This window comes from Micromonospora sp. NPDC049044 (assembly GCF_040649215.1).
Classification (GTDB): domain Bacteria; phylum Actinomycetota; class Actinomycetes; order Mycobacteriales; family Micromonosporaceae; genus Micromonospora.
Window position 1 is genome coordinate 33,673 of sequence record NZ_JBEZFA010000010.1, and the last position, 20,633, is coordinate 54,305.

Consider the following 20,633-nt stretch of genomic DNA (forward strand, 5'->3'; position numbering starts at 1 on the left):
CCGGGCCGGGCGAATGGCCCACTCTGCCGTCCCCTCGGACACCCGGTGCTCGGCCGTCGGGCGAGCGTGCGGTCGGGCTCGTCGCCGGGCAGCCGGAACACCAAGATGATCTACGCGGGGCGTCGGTCCGCACCGTAGTGGTGCGACGGCGTCGTCACGCCGGTAGCGGACACGCGGCCCTGAGTGTCATTTCGCGGGCGGGCTGAGGAAGGCGTGCGGCGCTTCGGGCTTGTCGGTGAGGCTGTACGGGGGCTCGCGCAGGCCGTCGCGCAGGCTCACCAACTCGTCGATGAGTTGCCGCATCGCGGCGGCCTCGTCGCGGTCCGCCTTGATCGGCGCGTAGCCAGGCACGATGTTCTTGTGGTTGCCGCCGGGCAGGATGACCGGGTATACGCGACTGTGGTCGAAGTAGTACCGGTGCGCACTGATCTCTCTGACCACCCAGTTATCCGCCTCCGGCTTTACCATGACGTGCGGCGACACGAGCGCGACGAGTGCTCGGGACTGACGGATCGCCTCCACTATTCTGCGCGGGAACTCCTCACCGGTTCGTGGGACGTCGCGGAAGACGTGCAGTCCGGCGTCCTTCAACGCCCCCTGCCACCGATCTGCGGCCTCCGCGTCGCCCCAGTTGTACGAGATGAACGCGTCGTACTCGAAACAACTGGCGGCGGTCAGGCGAAGATCTCGGTAGAAGGCGTCCCGCTGTTGCGCGTCCAACTCCAGAAGCCCGCTCTCCCGTAGGTGGAGAACACTGACCGGCTCTTCCTCGATGTGGAATTCGCGCTTCGGCAGGACAATCGTCCCGGGTAGGTTGACCCACAGGAGCGGGTAGCCCTCACTCTCCGGCAGCGACCGCCTGTCGGGATCGGCGGGGTCCGACCTTGTTGCCTCTCGCAGTTGTCCACCGACCAGCAGGTATGCGCCATGACCGGCGCTTGGACTGCCCTCCACATGTCGCCCCGGGGCGTCTTCCTCCCGGTGCGCACTCTGCACCAGGTCGTACGCGAAATGTGTTGACCGCGTCCGTTCCACCTGAATCAGGTCGCAGTGCTGCTCGATCTTCGCCCGAATCTGCTCCCAGGATCGCCCGCCGCGGGCGGTGGGGCCGGAGCTGTCGTTTCCGCCGAGGAACCGCACTCGCGGCCCGACGTGTTCGAGGGCCCGCGCCCGCATGAACCTACGGACATTTGTCCACACGTTCAGGGGTAGCCGAGATTTCAGCTCCTTGATGTCGAACGTGAGCAGTGTCGTGTCGGTCAAGGCGACCAGATCGGCAGTCCTGCGCCGCGACATGGCGAACGCCAGTTCACCGACGATCTCACCTTCTTCGTGGATGAAGTCCGGTTGCGCCAGGCTCGCGGCGTTGCCCTTTCTGCCGGGCAGGTAGACCCCGACCTGGCCGCGCAGGATGACGAACATCGTCTCGCCGCCGTCGCCGGTCCGGCAGATGTACTCGTTGTAGCTCCGCTCAACGAGTTGACCGGCCAGGATGGCGTCGCGGAGATCCGTCTGCGTGAGGTGTTCGAAGAACGGGTTCGGCTGGCCTCGAACCTCCGCGCGCAGATAGCCCAGATGGCGGCGCTGGAGGTTCCGGATCGCCGCCTCCGCCTCCCCGTCGCTGCTGTCGATCTGCAGGATGCGTTTCGCCCAGTAGATGGTCTCCCATCCGGCCCCCGCCCGCTCCGCGGATCCCAGCCGTCGGCGGTCCTCCTCCGTCGGATCATCCCAGGCAGAGCGGTCGTCGCCGACCGACATGAGTTCGAGGTGCTGTTCCTGACCACTCTTGTCGCGGAGCCTCCGCTCGCAGTCGAAGACCACACGCATGGAAACGTCTGCGTCCTCGATCGCCCGGCGGAACGCGCGGGATACCAACACGCCGGCAGCCGGTCCGCGGCTCAGGAGCCATCCGGCTGTGTTGATGCCCCCGCCCACCGGCTGTCGCCGGCCGTCCGCGCCGGCCAGGAACCGCACGGGACCGGCATGCGCGGTCACCCGTAACGGGACGTTCTCGTTCGCCGACCACCTCCGCAGGGCCACAACGAGATCGAGCGCGGCAGTGTGCCAGTCAGCGCCACAGAAGATGACGTGACCACCGTCCCCACCGGAGGCCCAGACGGCCATGTCTTCGCCTGCGGCCTCCATCGCTGCGGCAACGATGTGGTTGACGGCGGCGATGCGGCTCTCCTGAACCTGAATGTCAACAGTCGCGGAGTGGCCGATGATGTCGCACGAGACGATCGGGACCGCGGAGTCGCCGGGTGTCGTCTGCATTGCCACGTCGCCTCCAAGGTGTCGGCAGCACGGTGAGGTACCGATCAACCTGTCCGATCGGCCGCGTGGAGTCAAACCGGTCCCGCACAGCCCGAGCGTCCTCAGGTCGAGGAGCTGGTGGTGTGGTCCTGCGGGCAGTCGAGTCGCCGTGAGGTGGTGGTCGGGGCTCCGAACAGGACGGCGGGAATGCGGCACGGGCCGTCGACCGGTGACGGCCATACTGAGGCGGCAACCTCCTGATGCCCCTCGTAGCCCAGCGGAGGAGACCCGCGGATGCGCCCGTCCATCGCCGTCGTCGGTAGCGCCAGCCCGGACCGTCAGTACACGCCGGACATGAAGGAGATCGACCTCGTACCGGACGTCTGTGCGGCGGTCGGCCGGGAGTTGGCGCGGGCCGGCTGCGACCTCATCGTGTTCTCCAGCAGTGACGACTACATCGAGAAGGACGTCGTCCGCGGTTACCTGGCCGCGGTGCAGGCCCAGGACCGCGCGTCCGTCACGGTGCGGGCGCCGTTCGACAGGGTGACACCGTTCGATGTTCCGCCGCATCTCAAGCACGTCCTGCGCGTCCTACCGGACTCGGCCGAGGAGTGGGAGGTGTCGTACTACCGCGCGGTGTTCGAGGCGGACGGCCTCATCGTGGTGGGTGGCGGGCGGGCGACCCGCATCGCCGGGATCCTGGCGGTCGCCCGGCGCATCCCCCTCATCGCGATCGCCCACTTCGGGGGTGCCGCGCTGAGCGTCTGGCAGCACCTCGACCGACACCAGAACGATGCCACCCCCGAGGCGATCAGCCGAATGGCGGCGCCCTGGGGCGACGATGCGGCCGAGCAACTCGTGGCGAGCCTGGTGGACCAGCGTTCCCGGATGCAGGAGGCCGAGCGGGCCGCGCGGCGCGACCAGTCCCGGGTCCGGCGTGGACGGACCGTGAACGGTCTGGTGGCCGCGGCGGCGATCACCGTGGCGCTGCTCACCGTCATCCTGGCCTACGGCACCGGGACGACCCTCACGGCGGTGGGATACCTGATCGGTGGATCGCTGCTCATGGCCGCCGCCGGCGCCCTCATCAACGACACGTCCGCGGAGGAGCCCAACCTGCCGTGGGCGCTGGCCCGGGGCCTGGGTGCCGGGACCCTGGCCACCATGCTGTACATGGGCTCGCAGACACTCACCAACCCTGACCCGCTCGACGCGGAGGCGACCCGGCGTCTCGCCTGGCTGCTCATTCCGCTGGGGCTCACCGCCGGGTACACACTGGACAAGGTGTTCGCCCGGCTGCGCAACGTCGACGCGCTCGCCGAAAAGCCATTCACCCAGCCGTAGGCGGGCCAAGTGCACAGCACCACCGCCCAGCCGCTGACGGGCGACGGGCACGTCGCTCGCGCCCCCTCAGCCGAGGTGGAGCAGCAGCACCTGGTCGTCGCGGAGCCCGGCGATGCTGTCGCGCAGCAGTGTCAGCCCGTCCAGACCGGCAGTGCCGCTCTCCTCGAAGTCCATCCCCATCTCCTCGAAGTGGGCCGACAACTCCTCCGCGCGGTGCCCACCAGGGTCGAGCTGAGCCAGGAACCGCCGATGGGCCGGCGTGATCAGCACGGTCAGGCCGTGCACGCTGTTGATGGCCTCCGACTCGGCGTCGAACTCCGACAGTTGCAGGTCGACGCCGCGTTCCTCCAGGTAGGTGAGGACGTAGAGCAGGCAGTACCCGGACCAGTCGTACTCCTGCCCCGCGGTAACCCCGTGCTCGGCCAGGTACGAGCGCAGCGACGATGACGACTCGGTGGCCCGGCGGGCCAGCTCGGCGACGCTCGCCCTGGGAAGCACTGTCAGTGACGCGATTGCGGACATCACACCCTCCGTCGGACGACGCTGCCGATGCGGCAGTCGGTCGGCTCGCCGGGCAGGCTACTGGGCGGGGGTGACACCGCCCCCGACGTCGGCCCGGGGCGAGCCGCGAGCTGGTGCGGCTGTCGGCGACGTACGACAATTTCCGGACGTCGGCGCGGTCGCCCGCCCAGTCGGTCAAGCAGGACGACCCGGGGCGGCCGACCCAGATCGGGTACGCCGACCTGACCCGGTAGGGCGGCGACATGGTCCACGGCACCCGCTACGAGTTGCTCGAACACCTGGTTGAGGCGGTCGGGTCCGTCGCCGTCGCCCACCCGACGCGGGTCGCCATCGACGGGCCGCCCGCCTCCGGTAAGACCACCCTCGCCGACGAGTTGGCCGTCATCCTGCGTGCACGGGGCCGCGACGTCATCCGCGCCACGATCGACGATTTCCTCCATCCCCGGGCGCAGCGCTACCTGCGGGGCGAGTTCTCGGCCGAAGGCTGCTATTACGACACCCACGACCACGGCAGGCTGAAACAGGTTCTGCTCGACCCGCTCGGTCCGGGCGGAGACCGGCGCTTCCAACCCGCGAGCTACGACCGGGCCGCGGATGCCGCGCTGTCCGCGCCGGTCACGACTGCGCCGGCCGACGCCGTGCTGGTCTTCGACGGCGTCTTCCTCCTGCGCCCGGAACTGATCGATCGGTGGGAGCTGCGCGTCTTCGTCTCGACGGCACTGGAGAGGACAGTGGGCCGTGCCGTGGTCCGGGAGCGCCGGGTGTCAGCACCGGCGGACGTCGAACGACGCTGGCGCGAGCGTTACATCCCCGCTCAGCAGCTCTATGCCGCTACGGTCCGCCCGGCTCAACGGGCGGACGTCGTCGTGCACAACGACGAGCCCCACCTGCCGGTCTGGGAGACCGCCAGATGAGGGGATCGGCGTTCCGACTGCCGGTGGCCCCGGGCGAGCCCGACGTGATGCGGGTTCCCGGCCACGACTGACAGTGCCGCGTGGTGCCGGCATCCAGCTGTGCGGTACACCTTGTGTGCCGGGCGCATGGTTGGCTCTTGATTCCGGCTACCGACAACACGTGGGGAGCACACCGTGACCGAGCCGTACCAGCCCGAGCAGCCGCAGTCGCCCTACCAGCCGGGCGGTCCGGTGTCCCCGCCGCAGCAGTACCAGCCGCACCCGGCCGGGCCGCAGGACCCCGGATCGGCTCAGCCCGGCCACCTGCCGGCACCGCCGGCGGGCAGCTCGACCCGCAAGCCGCTGCTGCTCGCCGCCGTCGCCTTCGTGGCGCTGCTGATGTTCGCGGCCACCGGAGTCACCGTGTACGAGGCGTTCATCAAGGAGGACTCCGGTCTGGCCGCGTGCAGGGCACTGGCCGGGGGCAAAGACCCCGATGGCACAGTCAACCGCTCCGGCGACATGAAGCTGACCGAAGCCGAGTACCGGCAGACCCGGAAGTTGTTTGAGGACTCCCGGTACGAGGACATTCGCAAGCACGGCACCGCGCTGATGGACATCGCCTGGCAGATCTCGCAGCTGCCCAAGGGACAGGAGTTGGGTGCGTTCGCGTTCCTCGCGTCGGCGGAGACCGCCACCACGGGCCTCGAGTCGGCCTGCGCCGACCAGGGCGTGGACGTCAATCTGAAGAACAGGTAGCGAGGCGCACGAGCGCCCTGACCCGGTGGCTGGCTCACCCCGAGCCGCAGGCGGCGCCCGTTCCGGGGCGGTGACGCAGCGGCGGGTCGGGGCTGGCTCAGGCCGCCGCGCTCACCGCTGTCACCCGATCCGTCAGGTCGCCCCGCGCCTGGGCCGGTACGCCGATCGAGGACATCGCCTCGACGTAACGCTGGTACGCCTGGGCGGCCTCGCCGTGCCGGCCCGCCGCCGTCAGCGTCCGGATGAACTCGCCGTGCACGCCCTCGTCGTGGGGTTCCAGCTCACGTGCCCGGCCGAGGTGCCGGACGGCTTCGTCGGTGTCGCCGACGGCGTGCGCCAGCGCGGCCAGTTTGCGTACCACGCGCAGGTAGACCCGACGTGCCTCCTCACGGGTCGGTCGGGACCAGTCGTCGTACGGCTCGTCCTCCAGGAAGTCGCCCCGGTAGCGCTGTTCGGCGAGCAGGAGCGTGGCGCGTGCGCCGTCTGTCGCACCGCGCTCGGCCAGCCGCAGGCCGTGCGCCGACTCGGCGAGGAACTCCTCGACATCCAGCTGCACGTGACCGACGTCGAGCGCCAGACTGGGGTGCGCGGCGATGATGAAGTGGTCCGTCGGCGTACGGCGCTGCGGGTCGAGGACGCCGCGGAGGGTGGACAGGGCCACCGACAGTCGGTGGCTGACCCGGTCCGGGTCCTGGGCGGGCCAGAGCATCTCGCCGAGCTGTTCCCGGGGCACCGCGCGACCGCGGCGGGCGGCGAGGATGCGGAGCAGGTCCCGTGCCTTGCGTGACTGCCAGGCGGTGGCCTGCACCTGCGTGCCGTCCACGAACACCTCGAACCGTCCGAGGGTGCGTACGGTGACCTGGGCGACGCAGCGGGGGCGCTGCCGGCCGAGCGTCGGTGGCGGCACGCCGGCAGCCGTCAGCCGCTCGCCGGCCAGCCGGGCGTCGACCCGCTCCTGGGGGTCCGCCCCCGGCAGCAGGCCGAGCAGCACCGCCAGGCGGTCCGCGGCCACCACCGAGCTGATGTCGCGCAGCGTCGCGGCGGCCTCCCGCCAGGCGTGGCGGGTGTCGTCGGAGTCGACGGCGGCGGCCCCGCGAAGCTCCAACGCCTCGGCGAGCGCGGCCCGGTCCCGGTGCAGGCGGGCGGCGGTGGCCGCCAGCAGCGCCACCTCGGCGGCCCGCTGGTGGTCGCCGGTGTCCAGGGCCACCCAGCCCAACGCGAGCCGCGCGGTCGCCGAGTCCGGGCCGCGTTCCAGTTCGACGGCGCGCTGGGCCAGGGCGACCGCCGTGGTGCCGTCCTCGGCGGCCAGCACGCGGGCCAACCCGGCGAGCGCCGGCACCTGGATCTGGTGGTCGTGCACGGGTTCGCTGGCGCGCAGCGCCTCCTCGTACGCCGCGCGGGCCAGGTTGGTCCGGCCCCGCAGGGCGTGCACGTCGCCGATACCCACAAGTGGGTACGCCACCTTGCGGGACCCCATGCGTTGCAGCAGCGGCACGGCGCGTTCGTAGCACCCGGCGGCCTCGGCGAGCTGACCGAGGTGGAAACGGGCCCCGCCCTCGTTGCACAGTGCCAGCGCGAGCATCGCGGCGTGCCCGTTGGCCTGGGCCAGCTCCACCGCCGGTCGCACCTCGGCAAGCGCTTCGAGATACCGGCCCTCGCCGACCAGCGCGGAGGCGCGGTTGGCGCGGATGCGGGTCACCTGGATGGTGTCGCGCGCCGCCTCGGCGGCCCGCAGCGCCTTCTCGTGATGCTCGTCGGCGGCCGGCCGATCACCGCGCAGTTTGGCGTCCAGGGCGAGCGCGGTGTGCGCGGCGGCGAGGGCCGCGTCGCTGCCGACAGCTGCCGCTGCCGCGAGGGCCCGTTCGGCGTTGCCCCGGCACGCCTCGGTGTCCCCGATCGTCCACTGGGCGGACGCGGTCCAGGCGAGCAGCCGGGCGTTGTCGGTGGACGGGTGCGGGTCGAGCACCCCGCGGTGGAAGACCTCAAGGGCGGACTGCGGTTCGCCGCGCAGATAGTGCACCAGGCCGTACTGCCAGGCGAGCCCGGCGGTGAGGGAGCCCCGCTGCTGGTCGAGCGCGGCGTAGACGGCGACCGCGGCGTCGAAGTCGCCGCGCATCTGCAGCGCCTCCCCGTAGAGCAGCCGTAGGCGGTCGGACCGGGCGTGCTCGGGGAGGGACTGGCAGGCGTCGACGACGGCCTCGGCGCCGCCCGCGGCGAGCAGTTCCGCGCCGTGGTCGGCGAGGATCGGCGCCGTCGCGTCCGGGACACCCGATTTCTGGTACGACCGGAGGGCCGGGACGAGGTGGCCGTGCTCGGCGTACCAGGCCGCCGCCCGGGCGTGCAGGCGTCGCGTCGCCGCCGGGCCCAACGGGAATCGACGGCGGGCGACGCTGGCGACGACCGGCACCATCCGGTACGCGGACCCGCCGCCGGGCACCGGCACGAGGATGCCGCAGCGGGTCAGTTGGTCCAGCCGATGGCCCGCGTGCCGGTGACCGAGGAGACGGCTCAGCTCGGGGTGGATCGGGTCGAGGTGGGCCGCGTCCCGCAGCAGTCGGTGGACTTCGGGCGACAGTTGGGCGAACACCTCCCGGGCCAGATAGGACTCCAGTGGCGTCCCCGGGTCGTCCCAGTCCGTGCCGGTGGTGGCAGTGGCCGCGATCAGGGTGACGAGCGCCGCCCAGCCGCCGGTCTCGGCGTGCACCCGGCTGGCGAGCGCCGGGTCGGTGAGCGCGTGGTCGGCGGCGAGAACGGATGCCACCTGTTCGGGCGGGAGCCGGAGATCCGCCGGACCGTACTCGGTGAGCAGGCCCGCCTGTCGCGGCGACACTGCCGGCGGGTGGCGGGTCACCAGGACGACCCTGAGCTGCGGCGGCAGCCGTTCCACAGTGTCCAGCAGGGTCTGGAGGAGGCGGCGGGGCAGGCGCGGAACGTCGTCGAGGACGAGCCAACTCGGTTCGTCGACGCGCGGCTCGGTCGCGGCAGCGACGGCGGTGAGCCAGTCCGGCCCGGCCGTCGCCAGCGCCGCGACGTCCGGTCCGTCGTACCACCGCACCGGGCGGTCGCCCAGCCAGCCTCGTACGGCGCGCGTCTTGCCGTAGCCGGCCGCGGCGACCACGACTGTGCACCGCCGGCTCCATTCTCGGTCCGTCGTGGCGTTCATCGGATGCCTTCCGGTCGACGCTGGTCCCGGTTTCATTGGGCGCCGTGCGGGTGGCCGGGCGTACGCGAGCGTCGCCGTTACGACACCGGAACCCGGCGTATTTGACGCCACCTTGACGGCGCTCTGAACCCCGCCTCGAAGGATGTCCCGGGAAGACACGCAGAGGGCGGCCAGTCCGGGTCCGGGCCTCGCGACCGATCGATGAGGAGTGGTGATGGTGACATTGCTGTCGGGACGGGCACTGCTTGCGGTGCTTGTCGTCCTGCCGACGCTTACCGCGGGGAATGCCGCGCCGGTGAGCGCCGCCGCTGGGTCAGGCCCGGGGGCGTACGCCGACGAGCCGGTGGACCGCGACGTCGAGCTGGCGCGGCTGGGCTACCGCAACGGGGTGCGGGTGGTGTTCTCCCGCGACGAGTTGTCCGGCGACTGGGGTCTTCGTCAGGACGGCGAGATGGGCCGCAACGCGCCCCTGGCGTACGACGACAAGCAGAGCATGTTGCAGACGTACCTGAGCATCACGCCCCGGTCCGTGCCGGTGCCGCGGGTGCTGCTGTCGGAGCCGCCGGCCGGCACGCCCACCCCGCCGGAGCTGGCCTACCGGACCATCGTGGCGTCGGTGGTCGTCGCCGACGATCTGGCCGTGCCGACGTCGAGCGCGATGTCCACCGCGGCGACGATGACCTGTTGGGACCTGTACTGGAACTCGTACAACTGGGCCGAGCTGCCCGGCTACCCGAATCCGGGCACCGTGTGGCACCCGGCGAAGACGTACTACTCGTCCGACTTCGGCGGCATGAAGATGTACTCCTACAGCTACCTCGCCAACTGCGGCGGGTACGCCCGACACCGGATCTACTACAAGTCGTTCGGCGACTACTACAAGCACCACGACTACGAGGTGGCGTACGCCCACTGGCAGGCGGTCAAGAAGGGTTCGGTGCACCGCTACCGCAAGGTGCACTACGACGGCGCGGAGGGGGACACCCGCAACGGCAAGTACACCGGCTGACACCGCCCGACCGCCGGCCGTGTCCAGTGCGCGACGAACCGATCGAGCTTGCCGAGCTGCGGATCTAGCCTGATCCGGTGATGTCGACGGCGGGCGCGGGCGTACGGGTCAGCCTGCTCGGGCCGGTGGAGGTGATCGTCGCCGGCAGCCCGCAGGCGGTGAACGGCCTGCGGCGCAGGGCGATACTCGCGACGTTGGCGCTGCACGTGGGTCGGGTGGTGAGCGTCGACCGACTCATCGACGTGGTCTGGGGGGAACACCTGCCGGCCACCTCGGCCAACACGCTGCAGCGCCACGTCTCCTACCTGCGCGGAGTGCTCGGCGAGCCCGGATCGATAGTGGCCCGCCCGCCCGGTTACCTGCTCAACACCGGGCCGGAGTCCACAGACGTCCGGGCCGCCGAGCACCTCCTCGAACTGGCCCGTCGGTCGTCGGACCGCAACGAACGGGTGCGGCACCTGACGGCCGCTGTGGCGCTCTGGCGTGGCCCGCCGCTGGCCGACGTGGCCGGCTCCGCCTGGCTCGAGGAGCAGGCCGAACATCTGGCCCGCCTCCGGTTGGAGGCCGAACGGGCACTCGCCGAGGCCCGGCTGTCCGTCGGCGAGCACGCCCGGCTCATCCCCGGGCTGGCCCGGCTCGTCCGGCAGCACCCCTTCGACGAGCACCTGCACGCGCAGCTGATGCTCGCCCTGTACCGCGACGGCCGACAGGGCGAGGCGGTCGCCACCTACCGGCGACTGCGCGACGCCCTCCGGGACAACCTCGGCATCGACCCGAGCCCGCGGCTGCGGGACCTGGAGTGCGCAATCCTGCGCCAGGACAGCGCGATCGCCGCACCCGCCCCGGCCGCGCCGGCACCGACGTCGGTGGCGGCGCAGCTGCCGCCCCCCGTACCGACGTTCATCGGGCGCGCGGCGGAGCTGGCCGCCCTCGACGCGCTCATCGACCGGGGCGGCGCCGTGGTGGTGTCCGGGACCGCTGGCGTCGGCAAGACAGCGCTTGCCGTGCACTGGGCGCACCGGGCGGCCGAGCGCTTTCCCGACGGGCAGCTCTACGTCAACCTGCGCGGCTTCGACCCGGGCGCCACCCCTACCGAACCGGCGCGAGCGCTGCACGGGTTCCTGGCGGCGCTGGGCGTTCCGGCCGCACGGATGCCGAGCGATCCGGAGCTGATGGTGAGCCTGTACCGCACGACAGTGGCCGGCCGGCGGCTGCTTGTCGTGTTGGACAACGCCCGCGACGCGGAACAGGTCCGGCCACTGCTGCCCGGCTCACCGGACTGCCTCACCATCGTCACCAGCCGCGACCGGCTCACCCCGCTTGTCGTCACCGAAAGCGCCCACCCGATAGTCCTCGACCTGCTCAGCCGTGGCGAAGCCCGCGACATGCTGGTCCGCCGGCTGGGGGAGCGCCAGGTCGCCGCCGAGCCCGCCGCCGCCGACCAGATCGCCGACCGGTGCGCGCGGCTACCCATCGCGCTGGCCGTCGTCGCGGCCAGAGCCGCCACCAACCGGCACTTCTCGCTTGGTGCGATCGCCGACGAGCTCGACGACCTGGACGCCTTCCACGGGGGTGACGAGGCCACCGACGTGCGGGCGGTCTTCTCCTGGTCGTGCCGACCGCTGAGCCCGGCCGCGATCCGGCTGTTCCGGCTGCTGAGCCTGCACCCCGGCCCGGACGCCTCCGCCCCGGTGGTGGCCAGCCTGGCCGGCCGCACCCCCCAGTCGATCGGGCCGCTGCTCACCGAACTGACCCGGGCGAACCTCCTCACCGAGCACACGTACGGGCGCTACGCCTGTCACGACCTGCTGCGCGCGTACGCCACAAGCCTGGCCGACGAGGCGGAGGCACCGGCCGACCGCCGCGCCGCGGTGCTCCGGCTGCTCGACCACTGCCTGCACACCGCACACGCCGCAGACCTCGTCCTGCATCCGCACTTCAGCGAGATCAGCCTCCCGCCGGCAGCGGCCGGCGTGACACCGGAGAGTCCCCGGAGCAGGTCGGCCGCCACGGCCTGGTTCACCGCCGAACTTCCCGTCCTGCTCGCCGCCGTACCACTCGCGGCGCGGCTCGGGTTCGAGGGACACGCCTGGCGGCTCGCCTGGACCCTGGCCGGCTTCCTGCACCGGCAGGGGCACTGGCAGGACTGGCTCGGCACGCAACGCATCGCGCTCGCCGCCGCGTCCCGGATCGGGGATCAGAGCGGGCAGGGCCAGGCCCACCGCAGCCTCGGTCTCGCCTGCTCCCGGCTGCGCCGCCACGACGAGGCCGACGATCACCTGCGGCGCGCGTTCGACCTGTTCACCGAGGTCGGCGACGACGCCGCGCGGGCACACACCTGCCTCAACCTCGGTCAGCTGGCCGAGCGGCGGGGGCAGCACCACGAGGCACTGCACCATTCCCGGCGGGCGTTGACCCTGTTCCGGCGGGCCGGAAACCGGGCCGGGCAGGGCTACACCCTCAACGCTGTCGGTTGGCAGGAAGGGCTGCTCGGCAACCACCACAGTGCCCTGCGATCGTGCGGCGAGGCGCTGCGGATGTTGCAGGAGGTGGGCGACGTGCAGGGGCAGGCCGACACCTGGGACAGCCTCGGCCACGCCCATCACCAGCTCGGCGACGACCGGCGCGCGATCGCCTGCTACGAACACGCGCTCGACCTCTTCACGCAGGTGAACGACCGCTACGCCGAGGCGGGCACGTACCTCAACCTGGGTGGCAGTCACCGCGCCCTCGCCGACCTCGACGCCACCCGTGCCGCGTGGCGTCGCGCCCTGACCATCCTCGACGAGCTCGGCGATGCCGGCGCCGACTCGGTCCGCGCCGACCTCGCACAGCTCGACGAGAGTCGGCTCCCCTGACGTAGCGCGCTTTCCGCGCCGTTTCCGGGCCGCTTCAGCGCGGCCCGGCACTCTTCGGACACCAGTTTCCGGAACGAGGAACGGAGTGTTCGATGACTCGCATGGCACGCCGCCTGGCGGTGATCGGGGTGGTCGGCGCGACGGTGCTGACCATGTCCACCGCGGCCGTGGCCCAGACCGACAAGCCACCGACGAAGCGCACCGACTGCGTGGTCGAGCATGTCGACGACCGCGGCGGACCCGTCCGCACCGAGACCGAGCCCGAGGGCCGGGAGTATGGCCAGTTCCGGTGCGTCGGCGGGCAGTGGACGTACGCCTGGGAGCCCTTCGGCGCGGACGACATGATCACGGCCGACGCGATCCAGATCAACCCGGCCGGTGCCGTCTCGGTGCGGCGGTTCACCGGTCCGGCGCTCGGCAACGACCTCACGGTGGGCGAGATCGCCGGCATCGCCCGCGCCGTCAGCGGCAACCGGGAGGTGTTCGTCGACCGCGCCATCGTGGCGGTCGACGACGGCAAGCAGCGGACCCCGGAGCAGATCGAGGCGCTGCTGGCCGGCAAGGACACCACCGGCGTCCGGGTGCTGGACATCATCGAGAAGCCGGACGCCGCCAGGTCGACGAAGGACGTCATCGACGAGGCCGGCGGCACCCCCGAGACAACTGTCGTCTACTTCAGCCTGTGGGGCGCGATCAAGTCGGTGTTCGCCTGGATCGTGGACACGATCGGCGAGGTCGGCGAGTGGATCGACGACCACTGCGACTGGGGGTCCCCGAACGACGTGGGTGACATCGTCACCTGCCGCTGGTAATCCGCCCGACCCCAAGCACCGAGCATTCGAGACGAGGAAGAGATGACAGCTCTGCGGGACATCACCAGGCGCGTCACGATCATCACCACGGCCCTGATCGTCGGGCTGACAGCGTCGTACACCCCGTCGCAGGCCGCCGATGACGAGGCCCGGACGACGATCACCGATCACCCCGGTGCACCGGGGACGATGCTCCAACGGTTCGAGAGCCTGACCGGGCGGCCCGTCGGCGACCTGGACACGGTGCTGGCCGTCGACGCCGGAGGCCGCAACCTCACCGGCGACCAGCTCGCGGCGCTCGTCGCCGGTGAGCGGGTGGACGGCGTCAAGGTCGTGGGCAGGATGCCGGGCAGCCGGGACCTGCTCGGCACGACAATGGCCGACCTCGCCGACGGCGCGTACGACGGCAAGGGTGACAGCGGGACGGCGACGTCACTGATCTTTGCCTCGTCGGTGCCCGGCGGCCGGAACTGGTGCCTGACCATGTGCGTGGCCAGCGGAAAGTCGGTCTGGGAGTGCCTGCTGTCGAGTCGGGGCGGCGACCAGATCTTCACAGTCGACCTGGCCGGGGACACCACTGTGGGTGGCGCGAAGGCGGCCTTCGAGAAGGCCAACGGTGTGGCCGTCGACGGGCCGTACAGCGTGGCCACGCTGATCGGCGATGGTGAGCCCACGGCGGACGAGGTCGAGATGCTCATCGACGGCAAGGACGTCGACTCGCTGCCCCGGGTGGCGACAGTTGACGCACCGGACCCCGGGTGGGCGTTGACCGACGTCGCCGAGAAGTCCGGCGTCCCGTACGCGAAGAAGACGACGATCCACATCTTCACCTTCGGACTTCCCCTCCTCGGGAAGATCCTCGTGGTCTGCGTCTCGCACGACGGCGGGAAGACCTGGAAGTGCGGCGCCCGCAAGTGGGGCGGGTTCTAGGCGAGTCCCCGCCAGGTCGACGTGCGGGTGAGCGGTTTACCGCAGAGGTATGAATACGACTCTGCGGTACACCGCTCACCAGCGGGCCCGGCTGCCCCCGGTTACGCGAAGCGGTCGGCGATCGTCGTCAGCCTGCTGACGTACGCCGGCCAGTCGTACTCCGCGGGGAGGCCGGCGGTCTCCCGCCGTAAACCGACCGCCTCGTCGTGCTGCTCGCGCATGATGTCGGCGTGACCGGCGTGGCGGGCGAGGTCGGCGATCACGTGGATGAGGATCTGCTGCAACGTCGCGTCCTGGTGGCCCGGCTGCCACCAGGGCACCCGCCCCGCCGCGTCGAGGGGAAGCTGGTCGATCGTCTCATCGGCGAAGACCCCCACCCGGCGGTACAGGTCGATCAGCCCGTCCTTCGTCTCATCCTCGGTGGCGTACCAGTCTGCCTGCGGGTCCTCGTCGAACGCCGACAGGGGGACCAGCTCCTGCGGTGTCGGGAACTCGCGCCCGAATGCGAGCCCGAAGTAGCCAGCCTCGACATTGAGGCAGTGCTTGACGACGCCCAGCAGGTTGTTGCCGGTAGCGGTGCGGGGCAACCTGGCCTCGCGCTCGCTGAGCCCGTCGAGCTTCCAGATCAGGTTGTCGCGGGTCAGCCGGAGATGGCGGTGCAGCGCGGTCTTCGCCTTGCCCAGATCAGCCATGCGGGCCAGTATTCCTCAGCCGGCCGACGGCCACGGGGTGCCGGCCGCGCGATCGGCGCGCTCGCGGACGGCGACCCCGGCCTCACCGCTGTTGTCGCAGCGGTCGGAAGTAGTGGCGGACCGCGTAGCGGGAGACCTCCGCACCGAGTTTCGCGCCCTCGACGTCGGCGGTACGGAAGTGGACGCCACCCCAGACCCGCGCGCCGATGAGCTCGTCGAGCGCCTGCGAGAAGCTGGTGAAGTGCCGGGTCGTGCCGGAGTCGACGCTGGATCCGCTGAACGCGACGTCGTCCCGGCCGAAGATGTAGCGGTACAGCGACATCCGCGCGCCGGTGCCGCAGGCGTGGCCGGAGGGGTACTCCGGGAAGGGGGGCGTGCCGAGCAACGGCTGCCAGCCCGGGTCGGCGGCCGTCCTCGGGTTGCCGTCCGTGTCGGCGAGCTGGATCGCGGTGACCGGACGCCAGTAGCTCCAGAAGTCCTTCTGGCTGAAGCACGCCACCCCGGAGTCGGCAACGATGAGGTCGGTCATCGCGAAGAAGCGCGCGGTGTGCAGGGCGTCCAACCGGCCGGTGGTGGCGAGTTGTCGCTTGATCTCCCAGGAGACGGATCGCCGGTCGTGCCACCAGATCGCGGCCTCGGTCTGGTCCTGGGTGCGGACCGTGCTCGTCGCACCGCCGACTGCCCGCACCTCGTTGAGGTCGCGGGCGTAGGCGCTGCTGGTCAGGCGGGGCGGCTCGGGGGCGCGGAACGTCGACGCGCGGGGGAGGAGGAACGGTCGCATCCGCCCGGTCCAGGCGCCCTGCGACAGGAACAGCGGCGGTGTGGGTCGCCACTGGCCGGGCACCGTGCCGGTGCGCCACTGCTGGTCCCCGAACGCGCCGTCGTCCTGCCGCGCCGCGACCATCGCGGCCGCCGTTCGCGCCCCGACCGCCACGCCTCTCTGCTTCGACAGCCCGTCGGGAATCGTGGCGATCGCCGCGTCGTACTGTGCCCGGAGCCGCTCCCGCTGGGCGGGGAAGAGAGCGGCCAGCACGTCGTGGGCGGCGGTGGCGACGGCGGCGTCCGCCGACTCCGTCCCGCTCGACGGCGGTGCGACGAGATACGGCTGGTACGGGGTCCCGGCGATCGCGTTGAGCGCGTCGTAGACGGCTCCGCTCACCATCGCGAAGCTGCGCACCTGCTCGTTGGGTTGCTGAGCCGCGACGTCCCAGATCGCCGTCTGGGCGTTGAGGTCCCAGGTGACCACCGGGTTGACCGGGCTGCGGTCGGTGACCGCGGCCGTGGCGCCCGATGCGGGCGCGGTGAACGTGGCGGCGACAAGCGCGCCGAGCGCGATGGCCGCGGGTATGGCGCGTGACCAGATCGTCAGACGGGTGGGGGCGCGGCTCATCATGATCTCCCCGTCGGTAGGTCGGCGAGGCGTGCCGTCGACAGCACGCGGCGCGCGATCGAGAATCGATGGCTGAGCGCCAATGGTATCGGCAGGCTCCGATATAAGCGACGAGATCAGCCGGTGGACTCGGCCAACCGGAGGTCGACGAACGGGATCGTGTCACCGTCGAGCAGGTACCTGTCGATCTCGACATAACCGTGCCGTTCGGCGAACCGCAGCCCGTCCTGGTTGGTGGCCAGGACAACGGTCTCGATGACCCGGGCGCCGACCTCGTAGGCCGCGGCGAGCGCCTCGTCGTACAGTCGCCCACCGAAACCCCGACGGCGATGTTCCGGCAGCACGCGGACGATCACCGTCGCCGTCGCCTGGTCGTCCATCGGCGGCCGAACCGTCGAGCAGCCCACGAGCGTGTCGCAGTGATAGGTGACGGTCAGGCGGTTGCGGTCGGCACGGGCGCGGATCTCGCCGACCGAGAGCGGGCTGGTCGGGATGATCAGGTTGTGGACGTACTGCCAGTCGGAACAGACGCCGTCGTCGCTGTCCGGCCGCACCGACTCGAAGCGAAGATCAGGCATCCGGACAGGTTAGCCGGGCACTATGGTTCTGGCGTGCACATCCGTTTCGACATTCCCGCCGACCCCGCCTACCCGGGCCGGGTGGCCGCCGCGCTCAGCCGGGTCCGCCTGCGCAGGTACGGCTACATCGGCGCGGTGCTGGCGGCGGTGGGGGTGGTCGGTCTCGTCCTCTCGCGCGGGTCCGACCGGGCCGACCAGCTCGCGCCGCTGTGGGTGGCAGTGGTGGTGGCCGGGCTGCTGTCGATGCTGTATTCGCCGTGGGTGCGGTGGCGGGCCCGACGTCGCTCCAGCGGCTACGCGGTCGAGGGCTCCTACGACATCACCGACGACAACATCATGATGAGCAGCGGCTCGCAGACCAGCGGCATCGCCTGGGACGGGGTCGCCCAGGTCAAGGAGACCCCCGAGTTCTGGATCGTGTACGTCGGGCGGATGCCGGCGACAGTCATCCCCCGCCACCTGATGTCCGCCGAGGACGCCGAGACGCTGCGTGCCCATCTGACCAGACGCGGCCTGCTCGGGTGACTGCCGTCGAGGTCGCGGGGACACCGCGCACTGCGTAGGTTGGTGCGGTGGAGGCCCGCTTCAAGCTCCGTAAGATAGTCGCCGGACTGGCGCACCTCGCCGAGGTCGCCGCGGTCGCCGAGCCTGCCGAGCAGGATCAGGTGGTCGTCTCTCCCAGTGCGTTCGACTGGTTGCGCGAGCGGTACGGACCGCATGCCGTGGTCGACAGGACGACCAACAGTGAGTTGATCGCGGAGGCGGTGGCCGGGGCGCGCTATGCGCTCGCACACGTACCGGGTCGCGACCGCGCCATGCGCGTGACACTGACGATGATCGGCGACTCCCCGGTCGACACCGGCGACGGCGACATCAAGTTGGCCGCCGCCGAGGCGGTGGCTGCCGCGCTGGGTGGCCGCATGGAACCGGCTCCGTACCTCGGCGCCAACGGCGCTGTCTTCCCGGACTAGCCACCCGATGGCCCGCGCGGGTCAGGGGGTGAAGGCGCGGTGGTAGGCGGTGGGCGTGGTGGCGAACGCCGCGGCCACCGCCGACCGCGTCGCGGCCACCATCGAGTACGCGCGACCGGCTCCCACCCGGCCCACGCAGCGGAGGTAGGACCCCATGAGCGACCTCGCTGGAACCCGGTTGTGCGGGGTCGGGCCCGGCGGTGGGCCGCCCAGCACCGACGTCACCAGCGGTCCGGTGTGTCACGGCGTAGCCGCGAGGGCCTCCGTGCGGGTCGCGAGGATGCGGTGGCGGCGCACCGGGTACGGGATCGGGTGGGCGATGCTCCAGGCCGCGCCCGCGCAGACGATCTCCTTGTAGCGCGCCGCCAGAGCGCCCTTGAGCAGGGCCGGCTTGGCCCGGTCGTCGGCGGTCACGTACTGGATGAGGCCGTCGCGGCGACCGAGGCTGATGCACTGGTTGTAGTAGCGCAGCGGGGCCTTCGGGATCTTCGTCCGACCGGTCAACCGGATGGCGATGGCGTCGGCGGCCTGCCAGGCCATCGGAATTCCCGAGGCGCAGGACATCCGCAGCGGTTTGCCGCCCGGCCCGTCGGCGAGCGCGGCGTCGCCGACCGCGTACACGTCGGGGTGGGAGACCGACCGCATCGTGGCGTCCACGACGATCTGCCCGGTGCCCGCGACAGTCAGGGTCGTGGCGGCGGCGATGGGGTGGACGGCGAAGCCGGCCGTCCAGACGGTCACCTGGGCCGGGAGCACCCGGCCGCCGCCGGTGACCACGCCGGTGGCGTCGACCCGGGCGACGTCGGTGTGCTCGTGGACGGTGATGCCGAGCCGGGCGCACACCCCACGCAGGTGCCGCTGCGCCTGTGCGGTGAGCCAGTCGCCGAGAGCACCCCGGGTGGCCAGCGCGACGTCGAGGTCCGGCCGGGCCTCCGCGATCTCGGTGACCGCTTCGAGGCCGGTGAGGCCACCGCCGACGACGAGCACTGTCGCGCCGGCCGGGAGCTGGGCCAGCCGGTCGCGCAACCGCAACGCCGACGGCCGGCCGGAGATGTCGTACGCGTGCTCGGCGACACCGGGCACGCCGTGGTCGGCGGCGGCGCTGCCGAGGGCGTAGACGAGGGTGTCGTAGGCGATCTCGTCGGTGTCGCGCCCGTCGGTCAGCGCGACGGTCCTGCGGTCCACGTCGACGGCGGTGACCCGGGCCTGTCGCACCCGCACGCCGCTGCCCGCGTACACCTTGCTCAGCTCGTGGTGCTTGAGGTCCTGGCCGGTGGCGAGCTGGTGCATGCGGACCCGCTCGACGAAGTCGGTGTCGGCGTTGACGACGGTGATCTCGATGTCGTCGGGGTGCAGTCGCCGGGCGAGGCGCCCGGCGGCGACCGCCCCGGCGTATCCGGCTCCGAGGACGACGATGCGGTGCTTCATGGCGGCACTCCTGTCTCGGTGGTTGTCGCTTCCTGAACCGGACGGCGACGCGATTGCTGACAGGAGGCGGCTATGACCTGGGTCACCAGACGTGCAGGAGCGGTTCTCCGTGCTCGGCGGTGGACCACTGGCGCGTGGCGCGTTCGAGCTTGTCGGGGTTGACCTGGACGCGGATGGCCGCGACACCGTCGGGTGTCACCTCCAGGCACATGACGCCGACGACCCGGTCGCCGGTCACCACCACCACCGCCGGGCCGCCGTTGACGACCTCGGCGTAGAGGGCCGGGCTGCCGCTGACCAGGTTCCGCTTGACGTCGCTGGGCCGGAACAGGCCCCGCAGGAACTTCGCCACCGCCAGCGCGCCGACGATCGGCCTGGTCCGGGCCGGGATCTTGCCGCCGCCGTCGCCGACGCTTGTCGCGTCGTCGGTCAGCAACTCCACCAGTCGCTGGACCTGGCCGCTGTTGGCGGCCGTGAGGAACTCGGCGACGATCTTCCGCGCGGCGGCGCCGTCGACCTCCGCGCGAGCCCGTTCGCCGGTGACGTGCTGCCTGGCACGCCGGTAGATCTGCTGGCAGTTCGCCTCGCTGACGCCGAGGATCTCGGCGATCTCACCGTGCGGGTAGCCGAACGCCTCGCGCAGCACATACACCGCGCGCTCGTTGGGCGACAGCCGCTCCAGCAGGGTGAGCACCGCCATGGAGACCGATTCGCGCTGCTCGACGGTGTCGACCGGGCCGAGCATCCGGTCCCCGGCGAGGACCGGTTCGGGAAGCCACGTGCCCACATAGGTCTCCCGCCGGGCCCGCGCCGAGGTGAGCTGGTTGAGGCACAGGTTGGTGAGCACCCTCGTCAGCCACGCCTCGGGCGTCTCGACGTGCTCCCGGTCGGCGGCCTGCCAGCGCAGGAACGTGTCCTGGACGGCGTCCTCGGCGTCGCTGGCCGAGCCCAGCAGCCGATAGGCGATCGCCTCCAGACGGCCCCTGGAGCGCTCGAACACCTCGACCTCGTCCGGACTGAGCATGGCTCGA

At 71.4% G+C, this 20,633-nt stretch carries 18 protein-coding genes; 9 read left to right on the forward strand and 9 right to left on the reverse strand.

From position 1 onward, the window contains the following. Positions 1–186: 186 nt before the first annotated feature. Entirely contained in the window at positions 187–2,274 is a 2,088-nt protein-coding gene (locus AB0B85_RS10495) for a TIR domain-containing protein (protein ID WP_357406054.1), read from the reverse strand. A gap of 273 nt (positions 2,275–2,547) precedes the next feature. Here AB0B85_RS10495 and AB0B85_RS10500 point away from each other — a divergent pair, with 273 nt between their 5' ends. After that, positions 2,548–3,597, forward strand: a complete 1,050-nt coding sequence (locus AB0B85_RS10500; RefSeq protein WP_357405747.1) for a hypothetical protein — start codon at positions 2,548–2,550, stop codon at positions 3,595–3,597. Positions 3,598–3,663: 66 nt separating this feature from the next. Here the strand turns inward: AB0B85_RS10500 and AB0B85_RS10505 are convergent, their stop codons facing one another. Beyond that, the gene (locus AB0B85_RS10505; protein ID WP_357405749.1) at positions 3,664–4,119 is read right to left on the reverse strand and encodes a hypothetical protein; all 456 of its coding nucleotides are present in this window, start codon (positions 4,117–4,119) and stop codon (positions 3,664–3,666) included. 242 nt (positions 4,120–4,361) lie between these two features. Here AB0B85_RS10505 and AB0B85_RS10510 point away from each other — a divergent pair, with 242 nt between their 5' ends. Continuing rightward, on the forward strand, positions 4,362–5,033 hold the full coding sequence (locus tag AB0B85_RS10510; protein ID WP_357405751.1) for a uridylate kinase: 672 nt from the start codon (positions 4,362–4,364) through the stop codon (positions 5,031–5,033). A 174-nt stretch (positions 5,034–5,207) separates the two neighbouring features. Continuing rightward, a complete protein-coding gene (locus AB0B85_RS10515; protein WP_357405753.1) occupies positions 5,208–5,771 on the forward strand; it encodes a hypothetical protein in 564 nt (187 codons plus the stop codon). Between the two features lie 97 nt (positions 5,772–5,868). Here the strand turns inward: AB0B85_RS10515 and AB0B85_RS10520 are convergent, their stop codons facing one another. Beyond that, positions 5,869–8,934, reverse strand: a complete 3,066-nt coding sequence (locus AB0B85_RS10520; protein ID WP_357405755.1) for a BTAD domain-containing putative transcriptional regulator — start codon at positions 8,932–8,934, stop codon at positions 5,869–5,871. Positions 8,935–9,148: 214 nt separating this feature from the next. On the opposite strand from AB0B85_RS10520, the gene AB0B85_RS10525 reads away from it, so the two are divergent. The 4 genes from AB0B85_RS10525 to AB0B85_RS10540 all read left to right on the forward strand — a co-directional run bounded on the left by AB0B85_RS10525 (position 9,149) and on the right by AB0B85_RS10540 (position 14,543). After that, the gene (locus tag AB0B85_RS10525; protein WP_357405757.1) at positions 9,149–9,943 is read left to right on the forward strand and encodes a hypothetical protein; all 795 of its coding nucleotides are present in this window, start codon (positions 9,149–9,151) and stop codon (positions 9,941–9,943) included. A gap of 80 nt (positions 9,944–10,023) precedes the next feature. Next, positions 10,024–12,801 (forward strand): BTAD domain-containing putative transcriptional regulator, encoded by a 2,778-nt coding sequence (locus AB0B85_RS10530; protein WP_357406056.1) that lies wholly within the window; start codon positions 10,024–10,026, stop codon positions 12,799–12,801. Positions 12,802–12,893: 92 nt separating this feature from the next. Continuing rightward, positions 12,894–13,613 carry a hypothetical protein gene (locus AB0B85_RS10535; protein WP_357405759.1) on the forward strand — a complete coding sequence of 240 codons (720 nt, stop codon included), beginning with the start codon at positions 12,894–12,896 and terminating at the stop codon, positions 13,611–13,613. A gap of 42 nt (positions 13,614–13,655) precedes the next feature. Continuing rightward, positions 13,656–14,543, forward strand: coding sequence for a hypothetical protein (locus AB0B85_RS10540; protein WP_357405761.1), 888 nt, complete (start codon positions 13,656–13,658; stop codon positions 14,541–14,543). A 101-nt stretch (positions 14,544–14,644) separates the two neighbouring features. Here the strand turns inward: AB0B85_RS10540 and AB0B85_RS10545 are convergent, their stop codons facing one another. The 3 genes from AB0B85_RS10545 to AB0B85_RS10555 all read right to left on the reverse strand — a co-directional run bounded on the left by AB0B85_RS10545 (position 14,645) and on the right by AB0B85_RS10555 (position 17,203). Further along, positions 14,645–15,235: a DinB family protein gene (locus AB0B85_RS10545; RefSeq protein ID WP_357405763.1), complete on the reverse strand. Its 591-nt coding sequence runs from the start codon at positions 15,233–15,235 to the stop codon at positions 14,645–14,647. A gap of 82 nt (positions 15,236–15,317) precedes the next feature. After that, the gene (locus tag AB0B85_RS10550; protein WP_357405765.1) at positions 15,318–16,625 is read right to left on the reverse strand and encodes a vanadium-dependent haloperoxidase; all 1,308 of its coding nucleotides are present in this window, start codon (positions 16,623–16,625) and stop codon (positions 15,318–15,320) included. Between the two features lie 116 nt (positions 16,626–16,741). Further along, entirely contained in the window at positions 16,742–17,203 is a 462-nt protein-coding gene (locus AB0B85_RS10555) for a GNAT family N-acetyltransferase (protein ID WP_357405767.1), read from the reverse strand. 33 nt (positions 17,204–17,236) lie between these two features. Between AB0B85_RS10555 and AB0B85_RS10560 the strand changes: the two genes are divergently transcribed. Beyond that, positions 17,237–17,728 carry a YcxB family protein gene (locus tag AB0B85_RS10560; RefSeq protein ID WP_357405769.1) on the forward strand — a complete coding sequence of 164 codons (492 nt, stop codon included), beginning with the start codon at positions 17,237–17,239 and terminating at the stop codon, positions 17,726–17,728. 47 nt (positions 17,729–17,775) lie between these two features. After that, positions 17,776–18,174, forward strand: a complete 399-nt coding sequence (locus AB0B85_RS10565) for a hypothetical protein (protein ID WP_357405771.1) — start codon at positions 17,776–17,778, stop codon at positions 18,172–18,174. 21 nt (positions 18,175–18,195) lie between these two features. On the opposite strand, the gene AB0B85_RS10570 is transcribed toward AB0B85_RS10565, so the two are convergent. From AB0B85_RS10570 to AB0B85_RS10580, 3 genes are all read right to left on the reverse strand, one after another. Further along, the gene (locus AB0B85_RS10570) at positions 18,196–18,330 is read right to left on the reverse strand and encodes a hypothetical protein (protein WP_357405773.1); all 135 of its coding nucleotides are present in this window, start codon (positions 18,328–18,330) and stop codon (positions 18,196–18,198) included. Between the two features lie 84 nt (positions 18,331–18,414). Next, complete coding sequence (locus AB0B85_RS10575; RefSeq protein WP_357405775.1) at positions 18,415–19,602, reverse strand: FAD-dependent oxidoreductase; 1,188 nt, start codon at positions 19,600–19,602, stop codon at positions 18,415–18,417. Positions 19,603–19,684: 82 nt separating this feature from the next. Continuing rightward, complete coding sequence (locus tag AB0B85_RS10580; protein ID WP_357405777.1) at positions 19,685–20,626, reverse strand: RNA polymerase sigma-70 factor; 942 nt, start codon at positions 20,624–20,626, stop codon at positions 19,685–19,687. Positions 20,627–20,633: the final 7 nt, after the last annotated feature.